This window comes from Acinetobacter sp. YH12070 (assembly GCF_013419625.1).
Classification (GTDB): Bacteria; Pseudomonadota; Gammaproteobacteria; order Pseudomonadales; family Moraxellaceae; genus Acinetobacter; species Acinetobacter amyesii.
This window is the reverse complement of sequence record NZ_VOZT01000050.1, coordinates 1-23,845: the sequence shown is the minus strand read 5'-3', so window position 1 is coordinate 23,845 and position 23,845 is coordinate 1. Positions and strand designations below refer to the sequence as shown.

The 23,845-nt window shown below is 40.1% G+C and carries 21 protein-coding genes, 1 tRNA gene and 1 pseudogene; 14 read left to right on the top strand and 9 right to left on the bottom strand.

The window, feature by feature from the left end:
• Positions 1-277 precede the first annotated feature (277 nt).
• Positions 278-553 (top strand): hypothetical protein, encoded by a 276-nt coding sequence (locus tag FTU17_RS13585; protein ID WP_078193570.1) that lies wholly within the window; start codon positions 278-280, stop codon positions 551-553.
• 85 nt (positions 554-638) lie between these two features.
• Here FTU17_RS13585 and FTU17_RS13580 read toward each other — a convergent pair whose 3' ends face one another.
• The 3 genes from FTU17_RS13580 to cysS form a co-directional block, all read right to left on the bottom strand.
• Positions 639-2,738, bottom strand: a complete 2,100-nt coding sequence (locus FTU17_RS13580) for a TonB-dependent siderophore receptor (protein ID WP_180135704.1) — start codon at positions 2,736-2,738, stop codon at positions 639-641.
• A 587-nt stretch (positions 2,739-3,325) separates the two neighbouring features.
• Positions 3,326-3,401 (bottom strand) — tRNA-Gly (locus FTU17_RS13575).
• Between the two features lie 62 nt (positions 3,402-3,463).
• Positions 3,464-4,885: a cysteine--tRNA ligase gene (gene cysS, locus FTU17_RS13570; RefSeq protein WP_180135702.1), complete on the bottom strand. Its 1,422-nt coding sequence runs from the start codon at positions 4,883-4,885 to the stop codon at positions 3,464-3,466.
• 355 nt (positions 4,886-5,240) lie between these two features.
• Here cysS and FTU17_RS13565 point away from each other — a divergent pair, with 355 nt between their 5' ends.
• From FTU17_RS13565 to FTU17_RS13515, 11 genes are all read left to right on the top strand, one after another.
• A complete protein-coding gene (locus tag FTU17_RS13565) occupies positions 5,241-6,218 on the top strand; it encodes an SIS domain-containing protein (RefSeq protein WP_180059102.1) in 978 nt (325 codons plus the stop codon).
• Positions 6,219-6,222: 4 nt separating this feature from the next.
• Positions 6,223-6,762 carry an HAD family hydrolase gene (locus FTU17_RS13560; RefSeq protein ID WP_078188762.1) on the top strand — a complete coding sequence of 180 codons (540 nt, stop codon included), beginning with the start codon at positions 6,223-6,225 and terminating at the stop codon, positions 6,760-6,762.
• Between the two features lie 35 nt (positions 6,763-6,797).
• A complete protein-coding gene (gene lptC / locus FTU17_RS13555) occupies positions 6,798-7,340 on the top strand; it encodes an LPS export ABC transporter periplasmic protein LptC (protein ID WP_180135700.1) in 543 nt (180 codons plus the stop codon).
• Positions 7,330-7,896, top strand: a complete 567-nt coding sequence (lptA, locus tag FTU17_RS13550) for a lipopolysaccharide transport periplasmic protein LptA (RefSeq protein ID WP_180059071.1) — start codon at positions 7,330-7,332, stop codon at positions 7,894-7,896. Before lptC ends, lptA begins: the two co-directional genes overlap by 11 nt.
• Positions 7,896-8,639 (top strand): LPS export ABC transporter ATP-binding protein, encoded by a 744-nt coding sequence (gene lptB, locus FTU17_RS13545; RefSeq protein ID WP_180040050.1) that lies wholly within the window; start codon positions 7,896-7,898, stop codon positions 8,637-8,639. Before lptA ends, lptB begins: the two co-directional genes overlap by 1 nt.
• Before the next feature lie 166 nt (positions 8,640-8,805).
• The gene (locus FTU17_RS13540) at positions 8,806-10,329 is read left to right on the top strand and encodes a TolC family protein (protein ID WP_180135705.1); all 1,524 of its coding nucleotides are present in this window, start codon (positions 8,806-8,808) and stop codon (positions 10,327-10,329) included.
• Entirely contained in the window at positions 10,326-12,452 is a 2,127-nt protein-coding gene (locus FTU17_RS13535; RefSeq protein ID WP_078193563.1) for a type I secretion system permease/ATPase, read from the top strand. The genes FTU17_RS13540 and FTU17_RS13535 overlap by 4 nt, the downstream gene beginning before the upstream one ends.
• 3 nt (positions 12,453-12,455) lie before the next feature.
• The gene (locus FTU17_RS13530) at positions 12,456-13,646 is read left to right on the top strand and encodes an HlyD family type I secretion periplasmic adaptor subunit (protein WP_180106177.1); all 1,191 of its coding nucleotides are present in this window, start codon (positions 12,456-12,458) and stop codon (positions 13,644-13,646) included.
• Positions 13,647-13,748: 102 nt separating this feature from the next.
• The gene (locus FTU17_RS13525; RefSeq protein WP_180106175.1) at positions 13,749-14,348 is read left to right on the top strand and encodes a YigZ family protein; all 600 of its coding nucleotides are present in this window, start codon (positions 13,749-13,751) and stop codon (positions 14,346-14,348) included.
• On the top strand, positions 14,341-14,958 hold the full coding sequence (locus tag FTU17_RS13520; RefSeq protein WP_180106173.1) for a DapH/DapD/GlmU-related protein: 618 nt from the start codon (positions 14,341-14,343) through the stop codon (positions 14,956-14,958). Before FTU17_RS13525 ends, FTU17_RS13520 begins: the two co-directional genes overlap by 8 nt.
• A gap of 130 nt (positions 14,959-15,088) precedes the next feature.
• Positions 15,089-15,931 (top strand): universal stress protein, encoded by an 843-nt coding sequence (locus FTU17_RS13515; RefSeq protein WP_078188753.1) that lies wholly within the window; start codon positions 15,089-15,091, stop codon positions 15,929-15,931.
• A 166-nt stretch (positions 15,932-16,097) separates the two neighbouring features.
• On the opposite strand, the gene FTU17_RS13510 is transcribed toward FTU17_RS13515, so the two are convergent.
• From FTU17_RS13510 to FTU17_RS13490, 5 genes and pseudogenes are all read right to left on the bottom strand, one after another.
• Positions 16,098-16,763, bottom strand: a complete 666-nt coding sequence (locus FTU17_RS13510; protein WP_078193558.1) for an O-methyltransferase — start codon at positions 16,761-16,763, stop codon at positions 16,098-16,100.
• Between the two features lie 131 nt (positions 16,764-16,894).
• Entirely contained in the window at positions 16,895-17,617 is a 723-nt protein-coding gene (locus FTU17_RS13505) for a D-Ala-D-Ala carboxypeptidase family metallohydrolase (RefSeq protein ID WP_078188751.1), read from the bottom strand.
• A gap of 138 nt (positions 17,618-17,755) precedes the next feature.
• Positions 17,756-18,079, bottom strand: a complete 324-nt coding sequence (fdxA, locus tag FTU17_RS13500; RefSeq protein WP_004651686.1) for a ferredoxin FdxA — start codon at positions 18,077-18,079, stop codon at positions 17,756-17,758.
• A 385-nt stretch (positions 18,080-18,464) separates the two neighbouring features.
• Entirely contained in the window at positions 18,465-21,095 is a 2,631-nt protein-coding gene (gene mutS, locus FTU17_RS13495) for a DNA mismatch repair protein MutS (RefSeq protein ID WP_180135698.1), read from the bottom strand.
• A 286-nt stretch (positions 21,096-21,381) separates the two neighbouring features.
• Positions 21,382-22,605: pseudogene (locus tag FTU17_RS13490) on the bottom strand (GGDEF domain-containing protein).
• A gap of 110 nt (positions 22,606-22,715) precedes the next feature.
• Between FTU17_RS13490 and FTU17_RS13485 the strand changes: the two are divergent.
• Entirely contained in the window at positions 22,716-23,021 is a 306-nt protein-coding gene (locus FTU17_RS13485) for an IS630 transposase-related protein (RefSeq protein ID WP_004779997.1), read from the top strand.
• A 44-nt stretch (positions 23,022-23,065) separates the two neighbouring features.
• Positions 23,066-23,431: a transposase gene (locus FTU17_RS13480; protein ID WP_180135696.1), complete on the top strand. Its 366-nt coding sequence runs from the start codon at positions 23,066-23,068 to the stop codon at positions 23,429-23,431.
• Between the two features lie 7 nt (positions 23,432-23,438).
• Here FTU17_RS13480 and FTU17_RS13475 read toward each other — a convergent pair whose 3' ends face one another.
• Entirely contained in the window at positions 23,439-23,822 is a 384-nt protein-coding gene (locus FTU17_RS13475) for a transposase (protein WP_004680910.1), read from the bottom strand.
• Between the last annotated feature and the right edge of the window lie 23 nt (positions 23,823-23,845).

The window sequence follows — 23,845 nt, the reverse complement described above, 5'->3', positions numbered from 1 at the left end:
TTAAAATGCTGTGCTGCTTTTCGCACAGACATTTCATCTCGAATCATAATTTCTATGACTTTATCTTTAAAATCTTTTGAATATCCCATATCTCTATTGTTCTATAGTTTTTAGGATTTGGCTATAGTATAAAAAAAAGATGAAAAACCAATGGAAAAGCGTTTAGAGATGCGTATGATGAAATCTTCGACAAACAACAGTTCATTTTTCTTTTAATATCATCACATAATTAGATAACTGATTTTAAAAGTAAAAAAATATAAGCCAGGGAACTTGTATGCAGTCAAAACATAATCGAGATGCCAGTCTCTTGCATGCGATACATAAAATTTTATTAAAGGAATGGGACCCGTTAGGGATTCGCCGTATTCCTGCTTTGCGTGATGAGTATGATGATTATTTGCCCAATATTTTTAAATTAATTCAAGAGGATTCAAGTGAATCAGAAATTTTTGAATATTTATGGTGGGTTGAGCAAAAAGTCTTAGAAAAAAAAGGACAGAAGGAACATACCCTAAAAATTGCGAAAATGCTGAAGGCAATTGAGCGCTAGTTTGCGGTCGTGTACGCATAAAAAACCGATACATATCCGTATCGGTTTTTTATATTGAATCTCTTAGAAGTCTATTAGAAACGGTTTAGAATTTCTTTTCTAAGGTAAACATAAAGCTTGGAATTGCTTCATTGATACGAGATTGGTATAGCGCGCCAGAACTTTGTTCTTTTAACACTTCTTTATAATCTGAGCTGAGAATATTACGTGCATTCACCGATGCAGACCAATTTTGATCAAAGCGTTTAGTAAAACTCACATCCATGTTAACACGTTCATTGCTGGTGCGATTGTACGGTTCGTTACTCAGTGCACGTGTATATTCAGGGGTGTAATTGAGGTTCACACTTGTTGCAATACGCCACGGTTGATAGTTATAAGATAAGCCAGCACTAGCGGTATAAGGTGCAACATCGCTTGCCAAACGATCAGAGGCGTCAGTTTCTTCAATTTTTGCACGTATAGTTGAAAGCTGAGCATTCAACATAAATGAATGACCATTCTCCGTTTGCTTCAGTGCATAACGTCCAGCAATTTCCACACCATAAGTAGTTGCACTGTCTTGGTTATATGGACGTTCGACAAAACGGCAATCGGTATTTCCTGTTTCACAACGACCACCTGTAGCATTTTCTGACAGGATCGATTTTTCGATATAGTCATTAATCTCTCGATAATAGGCAGTGATATTTATACCGCCAGCAGGAGTGTTATAGCCTAAGGTTGTTTCGTAAGCATTAATGGTTTCAGGCCGTAAGTCTGGATTACCACCACGGTCAGGGTTGTTTAGTGTCCCTGCATCGCTATCTGTAGAAACTGAAACAGTCGGCATCAATTGATTGCTACGTGGGTTTTTAAAAGCCTGACTCAAATTGGTTTGAAGTGACCATTGGTCATTAAAGTCAAAACGGTGTGCTAATACAGGACTCAAATGCTGCTCTTGATAATCCACTAAACCTGAACGATCAATCCACTCTTGGCGTACACCTAAAGTTAAGGTTTGGCGCGGCGTATATTTCCAACTTCCTTCAACATAGGCAGCATACAATTGTTCATCTAAGGTCTCTGCAATATTGCTTTCAAGTTCATTGCTACGTAGATCAGTACCAAATTTTATTTGGCGTTTTGAGTCAAACTTACGGACACCGTCGTAGCCTAAACCATATTCATTAATTTGTTCATCAATATATGATTGAGAATTTCTATACTCTGTTAATTCCGTTTCATTTTGCTGCTCGATTGATAAGCGAATTTTGTCTGAATTTCCTTGGTCTTTACGCTCATATCGTGTGTTGAGTCGAATGCTGTCATTTTTATCTTTTTGGACTTGGGAGCCACTTGAACCTTCGCTTTCATTGTTGCGATAAAACATTTCAGCGACCAGTTTTTGTTGATCATCAAGCTGATATTCAACACGAGGAGTTAACATCTGTGAAGTACGATTGGTGATGCGTTTCTGGGTTTTCGTTCCTGTTGCATCTTGTGTACGGGTGAGTGTATCTGAATCATTCCACATTTGGCTCCCAGATAAACTATAGATCCAAGGGTCCGAGCGGCCATCCATTTGAAAGTTTAAATTTGTACGTTCTTCTTCACGTGTATTTGATTTGGTTAGGCCATAACCAGCACGTACAGATCCACTCAAGCGCGTGCCATTCAATGGTTCTTTTAAAATAATATTGATGACTGCAGATGATGCAACCGAGCCTTGAGCGACGCTCGGTTGTTTTGTGATTTCAAGGCGTTCGATCATTTCGGGTGTAATGCTATCAACAACTGACATGCCGCCGCGAGGACCACCCTGTACAGGTTCACCATTGATTAAGAACACGGGTGCGCCACCACCACGAAAACGCATGCCGCCAGCACCTGCACCACCACGTGGACCACCACCAGCACCAGGCAGTTGAAACCCTGCAGCACGACGCAGCGCATCATTGATTGACTGATCGCCAAATTTCAACATTTCATCACGGCTTACAATGGTTTTTGCGACAGCACTGATATCTGGGTCTTTGGGCTTAGTGCTTGCTGTCGGAACTTCAAATGTTAAAGCTTCCATTTGCTGAACTGCTACAGATTCTTGCGGATTTTGAACAGTATCTGCGGCCCAAATTGATGTTGAGATCGTAAGTAATGCGTAACTTAAGCTGGTCAGTTTGAGTGTAGTGTGCGCGCCGTGCATTATTTGGTTGTCCAAATGTAATTTTGGCAAAGAATAACGGAAAATTATGGAGAAAAATTGAGGAAAATTGGCGAGATGAGCATTTCATCAGATTATTTTTTAACAGGTAGGTGAAAGGTAGTGTGGCAATAGGGGAAGCCTTATTCGTTGGGGAAAATTAAGGCCTATTAACGTCGCTACAATATAATAAATAACTGAGGTGACGCAGTAACATCAGAAGCGTACTTTGCTTCAAATAATAAAGATACGCGATAATGTCATGCGCAATTGTTTGAGACAGGACGACTTCTAATCAAAAATGTTTTTGCGATACGTTGAATAATTTGACGGTAGTGAACGAGTTTTGTTGGTGAGGTGCATTGCACCGCAAGATGGTTTCCTTGCGAAGCTTCGCATCTCATTTTGCCGAATGAAAAACAACGTTTCGTAAGAGTACCTCCAGCCGAAGGCTAATCTCTTTATTCAATCCCTAAATGCGAAATTACTTTTATGTGCATAACATGAGTAAATAAATCTAAAAATAAGCCATTGAAGAAAGATTTAGACATAAAAAAACCCTCATCTTTCGATGAGGGTTTTTCGTATTCTGGAGCGGGAAAGGAGACTCGAACTCCCGACCCCAACCTTGGCAAGGTTATGCTCTACCAACTGAGCTATTCCCGCAATGAGGTGAATTATAGAGAATTTTACACAACTGTCAACTCTCTATGCTTCTGTTTGCTTAATTAATCAGCACGGCGCCAAATAGTACCTTGACGAGTATCTTCAAGGACAACACCTTGATCTAATAAAGATTGACGAATTTCATCTGCTTTGGCAAATTCTTTGGCCTTTTTCGCATCTTTACGTTGTTGAATTAAATCTTCAATTTGCTCTTCAGAGAGACCTAGAGCTTCCTGACCAATATCTGATTTTAAGAATTCATCAACATTATGCTGAACCAAACCTAAAATATTGGTTAAGTGACGCAATGTCGAATAATACACAGCCGCTTGTTCAGCATTTTCATCTTTTACGGCACGGTTCAATTCTTTGTTGACTTCAAACAATACCGCAATTGCTTCTGCGGTGTTGAAATCATCACGCATAGCGGCATTAAAGCGCTCAACTAAAGCATCATCCAAAGTTTCTACGGTTTTTTCACCATAGACTTGCTGATAAGCTTTAAATGAATGATAGAAACGGGAAAGGGTATTTTTCGCTTCTTTTAAAGCAGTGTCAGAGAAGTTTACTGGGCTACGGTAATGTGATGACACAATAAAGAAGCGAATCACTTCAGGGTGGAATTTATCCATCACATCACGAATAGTGAAGAAGTTACCTAAAGACTTCGACATTTTTTCGCCATCGACATTAATAAAGCCGACATGCATCCAGTAATTAACATACTGTTCGCCAGTAGATGCCTCAGATTGCGCAATTTCATTTTCATGATGCGGGAAAGTTAAGTCTGAACCGCCACCATGAATATCAAAATGGTTGCCTAAGCAGCAGGTCGACATCGCTGAACATTCAATATGCCAGCCCGGACGGCCATTACCCCAAGGTGAAGCCCAAGAAGGTTCATTTTCTTTGGCATGTTTCCAAAGTACGAAGTCAAAAGGATGTTTCTTTTCTACTTCTACATCAACACGTTCAGAAGCACCAGCCTGCATGTCGTCAAGTTTACGACCCGAAAGACGACCATATTTGGCAAACTTTTCAACTTCAAAATAAACATCGCCATTTGCAGATGGATATGCTGTACCTTTGTTAACCAAGCTACCAATCATATTCTGCATTTGATCGATATAGTCTGTTGCACGTGGTGCTTCATCAGGTGCTGCACAACCTAAATTGGCAGCATCTTCGTTCATGGCCTTGATAAAGCGATCGGTTAAAGCAGTAATGCTTTCGCCATTTTCATTGGCACGGGCAATGATTTTGTCGTCAATATCGGTAATATTGCGAACGTATTTAACGTTCCAGCCCTGACTGCGCAGGAAACGGATAATGTAGTCGAATGCAACCATAACTCGAGCATGACCAATATGACAGTAGTCATACACGGTCATTCCACAGACATACATGTCGATATGTCCTTCTTTACGAGGTACGAATTCTACTTTTTTACGTTGCTCTGAGTTATATAGAACAAAAGGTTGCATAGCTCTTCAAATTGTTTCTACCAAAAGATGGCTCATCTTAACCTAAGCATTTTTTTTCATAAAGTTAAAACCCAAAAAAGCAGATATTTTTTAATGATTGATGTCTTTGCGTTGCTAAAAATAGCGTAGAAGGCTCATTGGGTTCGGGCTGAATCTCATTCGAGTGCTGAATTCAATTTATCTGTCCGTAAGATAAAAATGAAGAAATGCATCTTTTCTGCATAATTCATGAATTCTTATACATTTGGAAACGTGCTATTTGCATAGATATGATAAAATTGTGAAAATTTTTTATTTTGAAAGTGAGAGCGCACCTCTCACGGCTTAAGGTATAACAACTTTGAATCCACCAAATATGCCGAATCAAGTCGATTTTCAGAAAGTCGCATTAGAAACTTTGCGTATTGAAGAGCATGCTTTACAAGTATTAGCGACGCAAATAGATGATCGTTTTAGCCAAGCCTGCGAAATCATTTTACAGTGCAAAGGGCGTTTAGTGATTACTGGTATGGGTAAATCGGGTCATATCGGTCGTAAAATGGCCGCTACGTTTGCCTCGACAGGTACACCATCTTTCTTCATGCATCCGGGTGAAGCTGGACATGGTGATTTGGGCATGTTGGTAAAAGGTGATGTGCTCATTGCAATTTCAAACTCAGGTAAGAGTGATGAAATTATGATGCTCATGCCGTTGATTAAACATTTGGGCATTCCTCTAATTACCATGAGTGGCGACAATAAAGGTCCCATGCCACAAAATGCCGATGTCGCATTGACCTTGGGCAATATTCAAGAAGCTTGCCCTTTGGGGCTAGCACCGACTTCAAGTACCACTGCAACATTAGCCTTAGGTGATGCCCTTGCAGTTGCATTATTGGATGCACGTGGCTTTACCTCAGATGATTTCGCACGTTCTCATCCTGCTGGAGCGTTGGGTAAGCGTTTGTTATTGCATGTAAAACATCTTATGCATACAGGTGAAGACTTACCCAAAGTGTCGCCAGAGACACCAATGAATAAAGTCCTGTACGAAATTTCAAATAAACGTTTGGGTCTCACCACGATCGTCGATGAAAACGATACCTTATTGGGCATTTTTACCGATGGTGATTTACGTCGTTTGATTGATAAACAGCAAGGCTTTGATGTGAATATGAAAGTCTCAGAAGTGATGATTAAAAATCCTTTGACCATTTCACAAGAAGAACGTGCGGTACATGCTTTAGAACGTATGAACGAAAAGAAAATTACACAATTTGTAGTTGTTGATAATGCCAATAAAGTGATTGGGATTATCAGCATGCATGATCTGATTCAGGCTGGGGTAAATTAAGAAAATGGCATCGTATGTATTGCTAGAACAAGCGCGTCACATAGAAGCACTGGTACTGGATGTAGATGGAATTTTAAGTGATGGATTTGTAACGTTGACCAATAGTGGCGATGAAATCAAATCTTTTGATATTCGTGATGGCTTGGGCATGAAGTTGGTGCAAAAAGCGGGTATCAAAGTCATTATTATTACTGGCCGTAAAAGTAATATTGTTGAAAAACGCATGTCTGACTTAGGTGTGGACTTGGTTTTTCAAGGTCGTGAAGATAAAGGCGTTGCCTTGACTGAAGCCTGCGCACAGTTCGGTATTGATCCTTCAGATTGCCTATATATGGGCGATGACTGGCCCGATCTTTCAGCCTTTGCTATTGCGGGGATGAAAGTGACCGTACCAAATGGACATTTAGAAGTACGTCGCCGTGCAGATCTTGTTACGCAGGCGATGGGTGGACGTGGTGCTGTTCGTGAAATCTGCGATATGCTTTTAGTTTCTAAAGGTGTATACCAGGAACTACTTGAAAAATATGCAAGTGCACCTTATTAATAAATTGATGCAGTCATTGGATTGAATCTCCGCTTATGGATACTAAAGTTTTATACGTGACAGCTGTGGTCATTGCTGCAGTAAGCGGTGGTTTTTACTATTTCGGTGGAAAGGGTAATAAGCTTCAGGCAGACTCTTCGAAAAGTATGACTTACTCAGCTGAAAACATTAACCTGACACAGACTGATGAACAGGGAAAATTGCATATTCGTGCGCAAGTCGATCGACTTGAGCAGGATTTGCAAAAGCAAACTTCTCATTTGGTCAATCTGAAAGCATCGACCTATCAAGACGGTGCTGTCGATGCCACATTCTTTGCCAAACAAGCCAATGGTATGGACGATAACCAAAAAGTCGTACTGAGTGACAATGTGGTTGCGACAAAATTGATGCGTGAAGGGCAAATGGAATTTCGTACTGAGGAACTGACTGCTTTTCCAAAACTGCGTGAAATAGAAACGGACAAGACTGTAACGGTGATTTCACCACAAGCCGAATTTGTCAGCCAAGGTTTAAAAGCAAATTTAAACGACGGTCAATACGAATTTTTTAATATTCGAGGAAAGTATGAACCATAATTTTAATCGAAAAACTGCAAAAACTTTCCTAAAACGTACAGTGCTACTCGGTTCACTGGCGATATGTTCGGTTGCAGCTTTTGCTTTGCCTTCAGATCGTAATCAACCGATTTCATTGGTTGCCGATCGTGCAACATTTAACGAAAAAACCGGGATTACGACGTATACCGGTAATGTCATCATTGAACAGGGTTCGATGAAGCTTCAGGCAAACTCAATCGTTGCGAACTTAAACAGCAAAAAAGAGATCAGTACGATTACAGCAACGGGTGGGCCAGCACATTTCCAACAAAAAACTGACCCTGCCAAAGGCTATGCAAAAGGCCAAGCTCAGAAAATTGTCTACAATGCTGAAACGGGTATTATCACCATGACAGGTGGTGCTTTGTTACAACAAGATGGTGCAAGTATTCGGGGTAATAGCCTGAAATACAGTATGAATAAAGGTGACATCGTTGCTGAGGGTACACCAAATAAATCTGGATCTTCTTCGGGTCGTGTACAGATCGTAATTCCACCGTCAAGCACTAAGTCCTTCCCAGGAGCACGTGATTAATGGAGCAAACCTCGCAAGTTCAAACTTTATGTATTAAACATTTAGCCAAAAACTACAGCAAGCGTTGGGTGGTAAAGGATGTGTCCTTTAGCATGCAAAGTGGTCAAATTGTGGGTTTACTTGGTCCAAATGGTGCAGGTAAAACCACAAGTTTCTATATGGTCGTTGGTCTAGTGCGTATGGATAAAGGTGAGATTCATTTAGATGATCTTGATTTGTCTGACTTAGCAATGCATGAGCGCGCACGTAAAGGTATTGGTTATCTACCTCAAGAAGCATCTATTTTTAGAAAATTAACCATTTCTGAAAATATCATGTCGATTTTAGAAACCCGTAAAGATCTAAATAAGCAACAACGTCAGCAACGTTTAACGGAATTGCTTGCCGACTTTAAAATCACACACATCAAAGATTCTCTTGGTATGAGTGTGTCGGGTGGTGAGCGTCGTCGTGCGGAAATCGCGCGTGCGTTAGCGGCAGACCCTAAATTTATGTTGCTAGATGAACCTTTTGCAGGGGTCGATCCTATTTCAGTGGGTGATATTAAAGACATTATCCGAACATTGAAAGATCGTGGTATTGGCGTATTAATTACAGATCATAATGTGCGTGAAACCCTTGCGATTTGTGAGCATGCTTATATCGTGAGCGAAGGTTCAGTGATTGCAGAAGGTACTCCAGAAGAAGTCCTTGCAGATGAAACGGTACGTAAAGTTTATCTTGGTGATGATTTTATCGTTTAATTGAATAATATAAGAAATTTCCCGTTGAATGGCGCTAGTTTCATTCAGCGGGTTTATGTTATTGTCTGAAATGACAAAAACTGAGCGATTAATCTAAAAAATTAACAAGAATTCAGTATACTTTAAACTAAAAATACGACCTGCAAAAATCATGCGATTACGAAAGATGAATGGTCCAGAAGTTGGGCGTCCGCGTAAAAATAAGTGTAATTTCTTTTGTATATTATTATTACCCTTTTCCATTGGTTCAGTGTATGCAGCAGATACTAGCACTGCACAAAGTACCATTCAAAAGACATTAGATAAGATTTTTTTACCTAATAAGCCTAAACCTTCTGCCGAAAAAATTAACATCACCGAACTCAGTAAATATAATTTAGATACCTCACGTGTCCAAGAAATGCCAGCCGTTGCTTATGGTCGAACACAACAAGGCAGCTATAATCCAAACACAGTAGCGAAGAATCTAAGTTTTATTGATGCGATACATATCGCCGTCCAAAGACGTCCAGAAATCACACAAAGTATTGCTACAGTCGCATCGCAAAACGCTAATATTGACCTAGCGAATGCTGCATATTATCCCCAAATTTCAGGTGGATTGAGCACTGCAGATCTGACTAAAGGCGAGCGTGGACGTCAGTCGGTATCTTTAAATGCGACGCAGATGTTATATGACTTTGGTAAAACCAAAAGTGCTGTCGGTATCGAAGAAGCAAAAATGTTACAAGAGCAGGCTAATGTACTTGTAAATTTAGATGAAGTTTCTTTTGATGTTGCAAATGCCATTATCAACATTAAACGATATCAAGAAGTTGCTAAAATTGCGCAGCAGCAAATTGCCGGTGTGAGTCGGATTGCTGAGATTGCTAATTTACGTGCAACCGCAGGGATCAGTAGTCAAGCAGACCCTATTCAAGCCAAGTCAAATTTAGAAGCTGCGGAATCAAATTTAATTGTGCAAGAAACTCAACTTCGACAGTACCAACAGCGACTTCGTACCTTGTTAGGTTTTGATGTAAGTCAGATCAATTGGGTGATACCTGATCGGATCTTAACTGCAGCGGCTTTATATGAGGATCCGGACTTCAAGATGATTCCGAGCATGATGAAAGCACAGGCTGGAGTTCAAGTTGCCAAACTGCAAAAGCAACAGTCAAAATTAAGTGCTTATCCAACCCTCAATGTCAAAGGCAGTCTGAGTCAGGCGGTGAATGGCCGTAATCCAAATAATGATGAAGATGATGGTTTATATAATTCAATCATGTTGGAAGCCACCAGTAATTTTTACCAAGGTGGTGCAATTGCAGCGCAAACACGTGCCGCAAGCTATGCAGAAGAAGCAGCAAAAGCACAAGTAAATACAGTGTATTTGGATGTGATTGATCAAGTCCGAATGATTCGTGAACAAATCGAAAATAAAAAGCGTCAAATGTCGATATTGGTGCAGCGCCGTGAAACAACGGTAAGAACCAAAGAGCTGTATCAAGAACAATATAAATTAGGCACTCGAACGGTTGTCGATCTACTGAATGCAGAGCAAGCCATACATAGTGCCGCACAAGAAATTGTGACATCGCAATATGATATCTACTCAGCACTTGCACAGTACATCCAAGTGACAGGGCGTTCACGAAATATCTATGAACTTAATAATATATCTATTCAGGGGTTTGAAGTTCAGCCATGAGTAATACAATAAATTATCAACCGTGGCTACAAGCGGTTCTGAATATTGCAAAGCATTATCGAATTGAACCCTCTGAAGAACGTATACGGTTGCAGTTGGATTGGGATCAACACAAAAATGCCGATGAACTGGTCGCAGTTATGGCACGCCAAATTGGATTAAGTGTTCGTAAAAACAAATACGACATAAATCTGCTCAATCCATGGCGCTTACCTGTATTGGTTGAGTTTATCAGTGGTGAAGTGGGTGTGGTAGAACGCATCGACGTAGACGGTAATGCCAGTGTCCAATTGAGCGGAGATGAAGGTTTATCTCAAGTCTTCTCTATTGAACGATTGAGCCATGGCGTTCGCAATATATATATTCTGCGTCCAGAGTCATCTGTACCCGATGCACGTGTTGATGAATACATCAAGCCGTTTGAAAAAAATTGGTTCTGGTCGATCGTTTTAAAAGACTGGAAACGCTACATCGACATTATGTTTGCTTCATTAATGGCAAATATCTTGGCCCTAGCCACCATTTTATTCTCAATGAATGTGTACGACCGTGTCATTCCATCTCAATCTGTGCCGACTTTATGGGTACTTGCGGGTGGGGTGTTAATTGCAGCGATATTTGAGTTTGCATTACGTGTTTCACGAATTTATTTGTCGGATATTATTGGTAAACGTGCCGATTTGAAAATTTCAGATCGTGTATTTGGTCATGCATTAAGAATTAAAAATAGCGAACGCTCAAAATCTACAGGTACTTTTATTTCACAGATTCGTGAATTAGAAGGGGTACGCGAAATGGTCACCTCGACGACTGTTACTGCGATTGCCGACTTACCGTTTTTCTTCTTGTTCCTGTTCATCTTCTGGTTAATTGGCGGCAATCTATTTTGGGTCATGCTGTTGGTGGTTCCTTTGATGATTATTCCAGGGATTTTGGCGCAAAAACCATTGGCTAAACTTGCACAAATGGGCATGCGCGAGTCTTCGATTCGTAATGCCTTATTGGTTGAATCTGTGCAAGGCATGGAAGATATCAAATTACTTCGTGCGGAATCACGCTTCCAAAACCAATGGAACCACATGAATGAAGTGTCTGCTGATGTCAGCATGCGTCAACGTAAAATCGTGGGCTTAATGTCGGCATGGACACAAAAAATTCAGGGTCTAACATTTGCAATCGTTGTACTTGTCGGCTGTTTTGCTGTGATGAAAGGTGAAATGACCACAGGTGCTTTGGTGGCTTGTTCGATTTTGTCTTCACGAATGTTGGCACCGATTTCTGCACTGGCAGGGGTATTAGGTCGTTTACAACAGGCTAAAGTGGCAAAAGCCGGTCTGGATGAGCTCATGAAGAAACCTGTCGATCAACCGGATTATTCTCATCTTATTCATCGACCATCAATTAATGGTCATTATGAACTCAATGGTGTGTCATTTAAGTATGGTGAAGATGACCCACGTCCAAGTCTTTTAATTCCAAAACTGGAAATTAAGGCTGGAGAAAAAATCGCAATTTTGGGCCGTAACGGTGCTGGTAAGTCGACGCTACTCCAATTGTTATCGGGTATGCAAACGCCAGTACAAGGCAAAGTTAAATTAGATGGGATTGAGCTGTCTTTAATTGACCCCGCAGATGTACGCCGTGATATGGGGCTATTGAACCAAAATGCACAGTTATTTTATGGTACGATTCGTGAAAACTTGACCTTGGGTGCTCCGTTGGCTACGGATGAACAATTGATTGAAGTACTGAAAATTACGGGTGCAATTCACTTTGTTCAAGAGAAAAAAGAAGGGCTAGACCATATCATTTTAGAAGGTGGTGTAGGCTTCTCTGGCGGTCAACGCCAAGCTTTGTTGCTTGCACGCTTATTGATTCGTCAACCCAATATTCTATTGCTTGATGAACCTACAGCAGCCATTGATGACGTATCTGAGAAGCAGTTGATCGATCATTTAAAAGGTTATTTACAAAACCGAACTATGGTGGTGGCAACACATCGCCGTGCGGTACTTGAGTTGGTTGACCGCATTATTGTGGTGAATGAAGGTAAAATTGTCATGGATGGGCCTCGTGATCAAATTCTGAATCAGAATGCTCAGAAAAAAGTAGCTGGGGCTTAAATCATGAGTGAAAATAAACAAGAAATACAACGCTCGACCAAAGTCAGCTTTAAAGAGCCACCATTACCGAAATCGAGTTTAATCATTTGGATTATTACGATTGGTCTGGCAATCCTTTTAGTTTGGGCTTGGTTGTTTAAATTAGAAGAAGTCTCTACAGGGACAGGTAAAGTGATTCCATCTTCGAAAGAACAAATTGTTCAGTCGCTTGAGGGAGGGATTTTAACCAAGTTGAATGTGAAGGAAGGTCAAATTGTTGAACAAGGTCAAGTCCTTGCGCAACTTGATCCAACACGCTTCGCATCAAATGTTGGTGAAACCGAGTCTTTACTTGTGGCATCACGTGCGACAGCAGCACGTTTACGTGCAGAAGTGAATGGTACACCATTAACCTTTCCTGAAGATGTTCAAAAGATTCCAACTTTAGTGAAGGAAGAAACCGCTTTATATCATTCACGTCGTGCAAACTTGGAAGAATCTGTTGCCGGCTTAAAACAAGCTTTGGTATTGGTTCAACAAGAATTGGCCATGACTGAACCTTTAGTTGCTAAGGGTGCAGCAAGTGAAGTTGAAGTACTTCGTTTAAAGCGTTCAGCGAATGACTTACAAAATCAGTTAAATGATGTCCGTAACCAATATTTGGTGAAATCACGGGAAGAATTGTCGAAAGCCAATACTGATATTGAATCGCAGCAACAAGTGGTGAAAGGCAAATCGGATACACTCAGCCGTACCGTTTTTAAATCTCCAGTTCGTGGTGTGGTCAAAGAGATTGATGTGATGACATTGGGCGGTGTGATTCCGCAAAATGGTAAATTGATGACCATTGTACCTTTGGATGAACAGCTTTTGGTAGAAGCACGTATTTCACCACGAGATATTGCTTTTATTCGTCCGGGTCAAGAAGCCTTAGTGAAAATTACGGCATATGACTATTCGATCTATGGTGGTCTAAAAGGTAAAGTGACCGTCATTTCACCAGATACGTTACGTGATGAAGTGAAACAAGATCAGTTCTATTATCGTGTTTATATCCGTACAGATAGTGATAAATTAAGCAATAAAGAAGGTAAAAGTTTTAGTATCACTCCGGGTATGGTGGCGACAGTTGATATCCGTACCGGCTCGAAAACTGTACTTGAATATTTAATCAAGCCATTCAATAAAGCCAAAGAAGCACTTCGCGAACGTTAATAACGCAGTGCCAATCAAGCCTCCAGTTTTGGAGGCTTTTTTGTGGATGTAAGTCTTTCAAAAAACGCTATAATGTCCTTTGATACAGGATCTAAAGACGTTATGCCATTTACACTCGCCGCACAGTTTGAATATGAAGAAGACATTAAAAAAAGTTGTTTTCAAGCCATCGCAGTTCCTGTGGAAAATGAACAAGCCGTTAAAGAATTTCTCGAAGCCAATAAGGATATCTCAACAACACATCAGTGTTGGGCATGGAAAATTGGACATACCGTACGTTTTAATGATGATGGTGAGCCTTCAGGCACAGCAGGTCGGCCCATTCTAGCAACCATAGAAGGGAATGACCTAACCAACGTGTTGGTCTTGGTTAATCGTTGGTATGGTGGAATTAAGCTCGGGACTGGGGGCTTGGTACGCGCCTATGGTGGCTGTGCCGGTCAATGTCTGTTGCAGGCTGAAAAAATTGAACTCATTGAGAAGAAAAAAGTGCAATTTAGTTGTCAGTTTAATGAGTGGGCAATTTTCCAATATGAACTCAATCAGCAGCAAATTGAATTTCAGGAAGAATACACAGCGCAAGGTGTAAATGTACTTGCATCATTGCAAATTCATCAAATCCAACCGCTACAGTTAAAGATTCAAGATGTAACTCGCGGACGTGAACAACTGCATATCGTAGAGGCTGCTGAAGATGAATGAAATAGATCCATTATTGAAATATCGAGAGCAACATAAGCATCGTCTAAATTATATGCCTTGGTTGTATTGGTCACTCAAACCGAAAAATCGTGGTTGGGCCGAAGCTTGGCAACAGGAATATCAAGACTATCTCAAATCGATGGAAACCGTTGAAATTGGTGAAAACTGTTTTATATCGCCATTGGCTCATATTTTTGCCGAACCAGGACGTAAGATTGTCATTGGAGATAACAGCTTTATTGCAGCAGATTGTACTTTGCATGGCCCAATTGAAATTGGTAATGAAGTGGCGATCAATCATCACTGTATTATAGATGGTGGGCGAGTGGGCATCAAAATTCACGATCAGGTTCGTATGGCGGCATATTGCCATTTATACGCTTTTGATCATGGAATGGATGTCAATCAACCGATCTATCAACAAGCTGTACGTTCACAAGGGATTGAGATAGAGCGTGATGTTTGGCTAGGTGCGCATGTTGGAATCAAGGATGGCATTCACATTGCTGAGCAGGCTGTGGTCGGCATGAACAGTATGGTGACGAAAAATGTCGAAGCGCGTGCAATCATTGCGGGAAATCCTGCAAAACTCATTCGATATCGTGAATAAATAATCGCCAAATAGGTCATAAATCGTTTTTATGCTTACACAAATGCATGCACAGTGAAACAGAGTTGTGATAAGTTAAAAATAACAAACAACATTTTATAGCCAAGCAATAATAAAACGAGGGCTAATCATGAAACGAGTTATCGCCTGTATCGACTCTTCTCCATGCATTAATGCACTAGCTGATGCTGCTGCTTGGGTTGCTAAACAAACTCACCGTGAGTTGGTTTTACTGCAAATACTTGATTACTATCCGGCAAGTTATCACTTAGGTGAAATCAGTGGAGTGATTGGGTTTGAAAGTAATGCTATGCTCTTGAAAGAACTCGCGGAGTTAGAACAAAAACAAAGTGATTTAGCGTTAGATTATAGTAATAACTTGCTCAAACACATTTCTGAAATGATCCAAGATAAGCATGGTATTCAAACCACCCATATTCAGGAAAAGGGCGACTTCTTAGAGCAAAGTTTTAATGTGTTGCAAGATGACGATATTGTTTTAATTGGTCGCGTGGGTGAACGTTCAGCAGAGCGCAATAAGCCGCTTGGTAGTAATGTTGAAAACTTTATACGTGGTGCAAGTTGTACAGTTATGACTGTAGGGCCAACGTTTAAACCACCGACTCGTTTTATTTTTGCCTATGAATATTCGCCTAAATGCGTTGAGTTAATGAAGCGTGTGGCACAAAGTGATCTACTCAAACTCTTACAATGTCATTTGGTTTATGTTGGAGATCACCCACAAATCTTGGATGATCCAAAAAATTATTTAACCAATGCCGGTCTCGATGTGGTGACAGAATACCGTTATGGCGATGTTTCGGAAAATATTCTGGACTATCAACAAGAGCATGGCATTCAGTTAATCGTACTTGGCGCTTTTAGCCACAGTAAAATCCATCAGTTCTTCTTGGGCAGTATCACCACCAGTATTTTCAGAAATTCGAGTGTTCCATTGTTGGTTGTAAAATAAGTTGAGCAAACGAACAGAGTTGATTTAAAAACAATCAGAGTTATCCTCATAAATTGTGGATAACTCTGTGTGCAGTGTTTATAAGTAATTGTTTTGAAAATAAAATACTGTATTGATTATTTTTTATACCTTTACTCAAGATGTCTAAAAAACACCTCGATTAAGATTATTTAACGATTGCAATTGCAAAACCATCATGACCTTTACAACCTACAGTTTGGAGTGCCGTGCAGGATAAAATTTTCGGATGATTTTGCATAGCTTTGAACATATCACGAATACCTTCAATGCTTGGTTTATGGTTTTCAGCATTCAGAATCTCACCTGCACGAATCACATTGTCTAAAACAATCACTGTACCTGAATGAGATAAATTTAAGCTTAATTCTAAATATTCAGGGTAGCTCTGTTTGTCTGCATCGACAAAAATAAAGTCAAAAGGTTCGGTATCTTCAGGAAGGGCACGTAAAATATCTGCCGCACGACCACATTTCAGTTCTATCGTTTGTGCAAGCTTTGCATTATCAATATTTTCTTGACCGAGGGCAGCATGTGTATCACGACCTTCAATGGTCAGAATGTAACCATCTTCAGGTAAGGCACGTGCTAACCACATGGTGCTATAGGCTGCAAAAGTTCCAAGTTCTAAAACGCGTTTACACTTGTTCATTTGGATTAACATTTGAAGCAGCATGCCTTGATTAGCCGCTACAGCAAGATGATCAGGAAAGCCACGTTCATCCGTATGTTGAAGTGTTTGGGTCAATATTGGATCTTCAGGAATTAAATGTGAATCGATGTAAGCATCAATGTCTGTCCACATTTGTTGCATGTTGTCGCACCTCGTGATTGATGCAAGCATTTTAAACCTTTCCACCAACATCGCAATTTATTGTTCTATATTTGAATATTTTATGTACAAAAAAGACCTCCGAAGAGGTCTTGATATGACGATGTAATGTTTTAGTAATTACACATTGATGAGCGACTTGAGTGATCAGGCCCCCAAGTACGGTAGCCTTGAGTATCAATATGAATTTGTCCGCTGGCATATAAACCTAATCCCATATTGAGACTCTGCCCGTGTTGTGACCAAAATTGGCATAAACGGAACTTGGTATTTTCAATATAACTGTAGTCTTCGGGCTGCGGGTACGCAGGTCCAATACGGAAATCAATCGCAGAGTTGTATAAGTGACGAGATGAACTTGCACCACCGGCACACTGGTTCAAAGGCAAATCACGATAAACCGATGTCACTTCAAAGTCCGTTAAGATATTGGCAGCTACTAAATATTTAAAGACACGTAAGGTTGCAATTTGGTTTTGCCATAATTCACGGTTAGGTACCATATATTCTGAGCGACCACATTTTTGCCAGTCACGTGCAGTACGCATCAACTCAAATGAAGGAATGATATTGCCTACACCATTTTTCTCTAAAAAGACTTCATAGTCTCGAACGCGACGTAAATTATCGACAGACGCGACCCACGAATTGTAGGCATAAGGCACCACTTTAGGCGGGGCTTGTCTGATGGTCGTCACTTTTTCTTGAGGTATGTAAATACGTTTACCGTCGGGAGTTGTAATAGTGTGACCTTGTTTTTGTGGTGTAGTTGTACAACCAATGAAAACAAGAGGGAATATTGCAACGGACAATAATCCCTTGAGTAAATGCTTCATTATAGAAATCAATTATTTATAAACTCGTTCTATTTTAATCCAATTTGATTGAGAAAATTTGAATAATTTGCAATGAAATGTGTGCTTTAAGTATAAAAAAAGATCAGCATGTGCTGATCTTTTCATGAAAGCGTAAAATTACTTTTCAAGATATTGTAATTTATCAGCTTTACCGTTCCATTCTTCACGGTCGGCAGGTTGATCACCAATTTGAGTGATGTTCGGCCATTTTTGAGAAAGTTCAGTATTAAGTTCGATAAATACTTCTTGACCTTCAGGTAACTCATCTTCAGAGAAAATCGCGTTAGCTGGACACTCAGGTTCACATAGCGCACAGTCGATACATTCATCTGGATTAATAACAAGGAAGTTTGGACCTTCATAGAAACAGTCAACAGGGCAAACTTCTACGCAGTCTTGATATTTACATTTAATACAGTTTTCAGTGACAACAAAGGTCATGGCGACAGCTACCTAAAAAATATGGTTCTAATAAACTAATGGTGTATTTTAGGCAAAAAATAGGGTAACTAACAATTCCTTTTATTGATAATTATTATATGCAGTGCTGTTAAAATCACTAAAAACTGAACAATTTATGTAAATTTCACAATGAATGAGAATCATACTCAAAAACTAATTAAATTACATCTGTTTATCGAACAATATTTTTATGTGCATTTTAAGCATGAAACATTTTAGAACATTAATTTTTTATCAATTTATTGCTGAATAGCCGCAGTAGTAGATAGCAAACATTCACTAATTTACGCGTTTGAATGGTGTCAATGCAAAGAACACCTTCATTGGTGTTCTTTGCATATCTCATCTATCGCTTCTGCTCAATTTAGATCTTAAGTAAATCCTTTAAAGTGTAAAGCTGTTGTAATGCTTCACGTGGACTTAAGTTATCGATATCAATATCTGCTAAGGCATCAAGTACGGGTGATGTTTTTTCAACTTCAACTACGCGTTCAATGACTTCAGGCTCTGCGAGTGCCGAGAATAGATCGGTTTGTACAGCCGTATTGAGTTGCTGTTTTTGCTGAGTTTCTAATATACGAAGGCGATTTTGCGCTTCTTTGATCACAGCTGCAGGAATACCTGCAAGCTTTGCCACCTGTAGACCATGACTTTGACTCGCAGGACCTTGTTGAACTTTATGCAGTAAGATCAGGTTGCCATTTAGCTCACGGGCAGTGACATGATAGTTATCAATATTGGCGTCTTTGCCTAACTCGGTGAGCTCAAAATAATGTGTTGCAAATAGGCATAAACATTTAATGCGACGGGTGAGATCGAGTACACATGCCCACGCCAAAGATAAGCCATCATAGGTACTCGTACCACGCCCAACTTCATCCATCAGTACCAGTGATTGATTGGTTGCATGATGAAGAATCTGAGAGGTTTCAGTCATTTCCACCATGAAGGTGGATTTACCAGTAGACAAGTCGTCTGCAGATCCTATACGGGTAAATATCCGGTCGATCGGCCCTAAAATGGCAGATTGGGCAGGGACAAAGCTACCACAGTAGGCCAATAAGCTGATTAAGGCAGTTTGGCGCATAAAGGTCGATTTACCGCCCATATTTGGCCCTGTGATAATCGCCATGCGGTGATTAAAGTCCAAACTAGTATCATTTGGAGTAAATGCTGATTTGCTCAGAGATTCCACAACTGGGTGACGTCCGGCTTTGATTTTGATCCCAACTTCAGGGCTATATTCAGGACGTGACCAATTTCGTAATCGAGCTTGATGGGCAAAATTAGCCAGTAAATCAATTTGCGCTATAGCGGCGCTCATCATTTGTAAGTTGCCAATATCTGCACGTAACTCATCAAGTAATAGCTCAAAGAGCATTTTTTCGCGCGCTAATGCACGTGACTCACTCGAAAGCACCTTATCTTCAAAAGATTTCAACTCAGGGGTAATGTAGCGTTCAGCATTTTTAAGGGTTTGGCGGCGAATATAATGATCAGGTGCTTGTTCAGCTTGTGCGCGAGTTAGTTCAATATAGTAACCACTAACTCGGTTATAACCAATTTTTAAGGTTGAAATTCCGGTTTGTTCACGCTCTTTGATTTCGAGATCAATGAGGAATTGTCCCGCATGGTCACGAATTTTACGTAGTTCATCAAGTTCAGTGTCGAAACCCTCGGCAATCACATTTCCATCACGTAAAAGCACTGGCGGGTTTTCTACGATGGCAGACATGAGACGCTCATGTAAGCCGTGAAAATCACCCATTTCATCATTTAACTGAGCGATCAGCTTAGATTGGTGTGACTGAATGATCGGTTCAAGTGCATGTCGAAGATAGGGAATTTGTGCACAAGTTTGACGTAACTGAACTAGGTCTCGTGGACGAGCACTGCCGAGAGCTACACGAGATAGCACACGTTCAATATCGCCAATTTCTTTGAGAACTAAGCGGATCGGAGACTCATGATAGCCTTGCAGCATCGCTTGTGATGCATCTAAACGTGCATCCAATAAAGCGGTATCTCGTAAAGGCTGCATCAAGGTACGACTCAATAGGCGGCCGCCCATCGCAGTTTGGCAATCATTGATTAGTTGGAACAGGGAAGTACCATGTTCAAATAGGGGATCAATCAGTTCTAAGTTACGACGAGTGACGGGGTCGAGCGCCACAAAATCACTACTTTGTTCGAGTTGAATGCTGCGAATATGTGGTAAAGCAGTTTTTTGAGTCACTTTTGCATAGTGAATCAAAGCCGCTGCGGCAGCTTTCGCCAAAGGTAAATGGTCAATACCAAAACCTGAAAGTGTGGCAACTGCAAATTGGTCACACAGCGTTTTTTGTGCGTTATTTAAATTGAAGTCGACGTTTGGACGTTTAGTGACAGGGCAGTCTAATTGACGTTTAATTTGCTCGACAATATTCGGATCAATAAGATCTTCATCAATCAAAATTTCGCTCGGCATTAAACGTGAAAGTTCGATTGCTAATTGTTCCAGCTGATAGTCCATTTGCTGAACTTTGAAAATACCTGCACTGAGGTCTAGTAAAGCAATCCCGATTTGATTTTGTTGTAAGCAGATCGCGACTAAATTTGAACTTTGATGAGAGGCAATTAGTGCATCATCCGTTAATGTCCCCGGGGTAATGATACGAACAATGCCGCGCTCAACTGGACCTTTACCTGTTACCTCACCAATTTGCTCGCAGATCACCACCGTTTCCCCTTTTTTTACAAGGCGGGCTAAATAGCCTTCAGCTGCATGGTACGGGACACCTGCCATGGGAATGGGCTCACCATTGGCTTTACCACGATGCGTCAGTGTAATTCCTAAGAGTTTTGCTGCTTTATGCGCATCTTCAAAAAAGAGCTCATAAAAATCACCCATCCGATAAAACATCAGTGAATGCGGATTTTGCATTTTGACTGACATGTACTGTTGCATCATCGGGGTCAGGGTTGAAAGGTCAACTTTGGAATTATCAGCTTGCATGAAACGAAATACCTTAAAATAAAAATTTGTGCGCTGCTAAACGAATGACACTGTTTTGATGAAAATTGGATTTAGAAAAAGTCCTTATATTTATATTGTCTCTTCATTCAAAACCACAGGTGTACGTTAACAAATCGTGTTGCTGATTCTAGCAAAAAAAGTGACAAGAAAATGCCAGAAAAGGTTTGTCTGCATGTAAAAAAAGCAGTCAAAATATTATTTATAAACGCTAAAAAGTCTGTGTGTAAATTCAACAATGGATAAATTCACAAAGCGATAGACTGACTCAAACATCTAACTGCGCTTCAGCCTGAGCTAATCGATATTGGTTACGACCACTGCCTTTTGCAAGGCAAAGTGCTTGATCGGCAGCCAATATAAATTTTTGAATTTGATCAGATTCAGATGGAATGATCGTTGCCGTACCGATGCTAATCGTCACAAATTTTGAAATATGGCTGGCTGGATGTGGAAGTTCGAGAGATTGAATACGGTGTAATAAATCTGCTGCCAAAGGCTCAATCTCAGCTTCAGTTAACATTGGAAAGAGGAGTAAAAACTCTTCTCCACCGTAGCGCGCAGCTAACTCACCACTTCGATTGGTAATTTGAGATAAGACCTCTGCAATTTGGGTCAGGCAGATATCACCCGCCTGATGTCCTAAATGATCATTTTAATTTTCAAAAAATCGATATCGATCATCATGATGCTTAACGGTTGTTGATGACGTAGGGCATAATGCCATAGCTGTTCTAAAGCTCCTTATAACGGACGACGGTTTGCTAGCCCAGTCAGTGGGTCATGCTCTGTCATTTTTTTCAATTGTTCAGATTGCTTTTGCATCTCATTTTGATGCAGTTCAATAATGCAATTTTGCAAGAAATTTTCACGGTGTTGACGGTCGATTACATAGGCAATCCATACCCAGAAAGCTACTATAGGTATAGGTACGATTTAAGAACGTCCAGTCAATTTGAAAATCAAAAGCTTTGGTAATGATGTATCCAATCAAGCCACCGCACCAACCCGCAACCACGGCAGTATAAAAACGCATACCAACAAAGGCGTAGAGGATGACCACGGCATACATCATGGCAGCATGTAATAGCGCATCATTGTGATAATTACCAATCATAGTAATGATGATAAATGTGATCGCAACAGCGCACATCGAACCTAGACAAGTATAAGCATCAAAATAAGGGTTTAAACGCGGAATAAAAGATAAAACCCATGCACTCAGAATGATAATCCCCACCCAAATGTACAGAGAAATCCATAAAACTGCGTCATGACCCGCAGGGATCACTTGATAAATCCCCGAACATAACAGGGCATACAGGAGAAAAATAATGATCCCGCGAAAACGAAATTCTTTCGCCGCTTCATCACGGTAGAGCGGCTGATAAATGGATTCTAAATTTGGCGTAAAATAAACTTTATTTAATCGAGTTTTGATTAAACCCTCAATTTCATCCCGATGAAGTAACTTTGAGCCTTTTAATTTCATAATTCGATATGCTCATAAAAAATTTAGGATATGTGCACAACTTTTTTGTCTATATTTAACCCGTATTTATCTCTATAGCCAAATACTTAAAAATATAGAACAATAGAAACATGGGATATTCAAAAGATTTTAAAGACAAAGTCATAGAAATTATGACTAGAGATAAAATGTCTGTGCGAAAAGCAGCACAGCATTTTAACGTCTGTATACAGACGATTCAGAATTGGAAAAAGTCTACTGTAACTAAACCTATTCCTGGTCGCCCAGCTAAAATTAGCAAAGAGCAAATATTGAATGATGTTGAACAATATCCCGATGATTACATCAGTGAACGGGCAGAACGTTTTGGTGTCAGTACACATGCAGTATTTAATGCGCTACATGCTGCAGGAATATCGCGTAAAAAAAGACGTTAAAGCACCCTAAAGCAGATCAAAATCAACGTCGGCAATTTCAGAACTTGATTGAATGTTTAGAACAACAATTACCACTGGTTTATATCGATGAAAGTGGTTTTCAAAGCGAAAGTACGAGATCGCATAGTTATAGCCCTAAAGGAGCGCGAGCTGAAGCTGAATTTAACTGGCAGTTAAAAAATTGTAGCAATGCGATTGGCGCATTAATCGAAAATAGATTGCTTACAGTTGGAGTATTTGATTGTTCAGTGAATACCGAGGTATTTGAATGCTGGATTGAACAGGATTTATTGCCAAAGCTGAAAAAAACCAGTGTATTGATTATGGATAATGCCACCTTTCACAAAGGAACAAGGCTTCAGGAGTTGATACGTTGCGCAGGCCATTACATTGTGTGGCTTCCTAAATAAGCTGTCATTAAAAAGTAAACATGTATTCTTTTCCGAATTGGTTTGATACTCTCTCCACCCATTGCTCTATTTTATCAGCTGTCATGACTTGAAAATCTCGCCAATAATATTTCATCTGCTTCCATACCATCTCGATTCGATTTAACTCAGGGCTATAAGCTGGAATAAAATACAAATTCGTCGAAAAGTTACTTTTAAGTAGCTCTCTGTAATCAGCCATCTTTTTACTTCTATGAATCGAGGCATTATCAACAATAAGAACCAATGGAAGGTTATAAGTCTGTTTTACTTGTTGAGCTATTCCAGTTAAATAGGCATAAAACCAAGTGCTTGTAACTGACTCTTGTAAACAACTTGTCACCAGTTTCCCCGTTGAAAGCAAACACCCCATGACATTAACTCGTTTTAATCTTA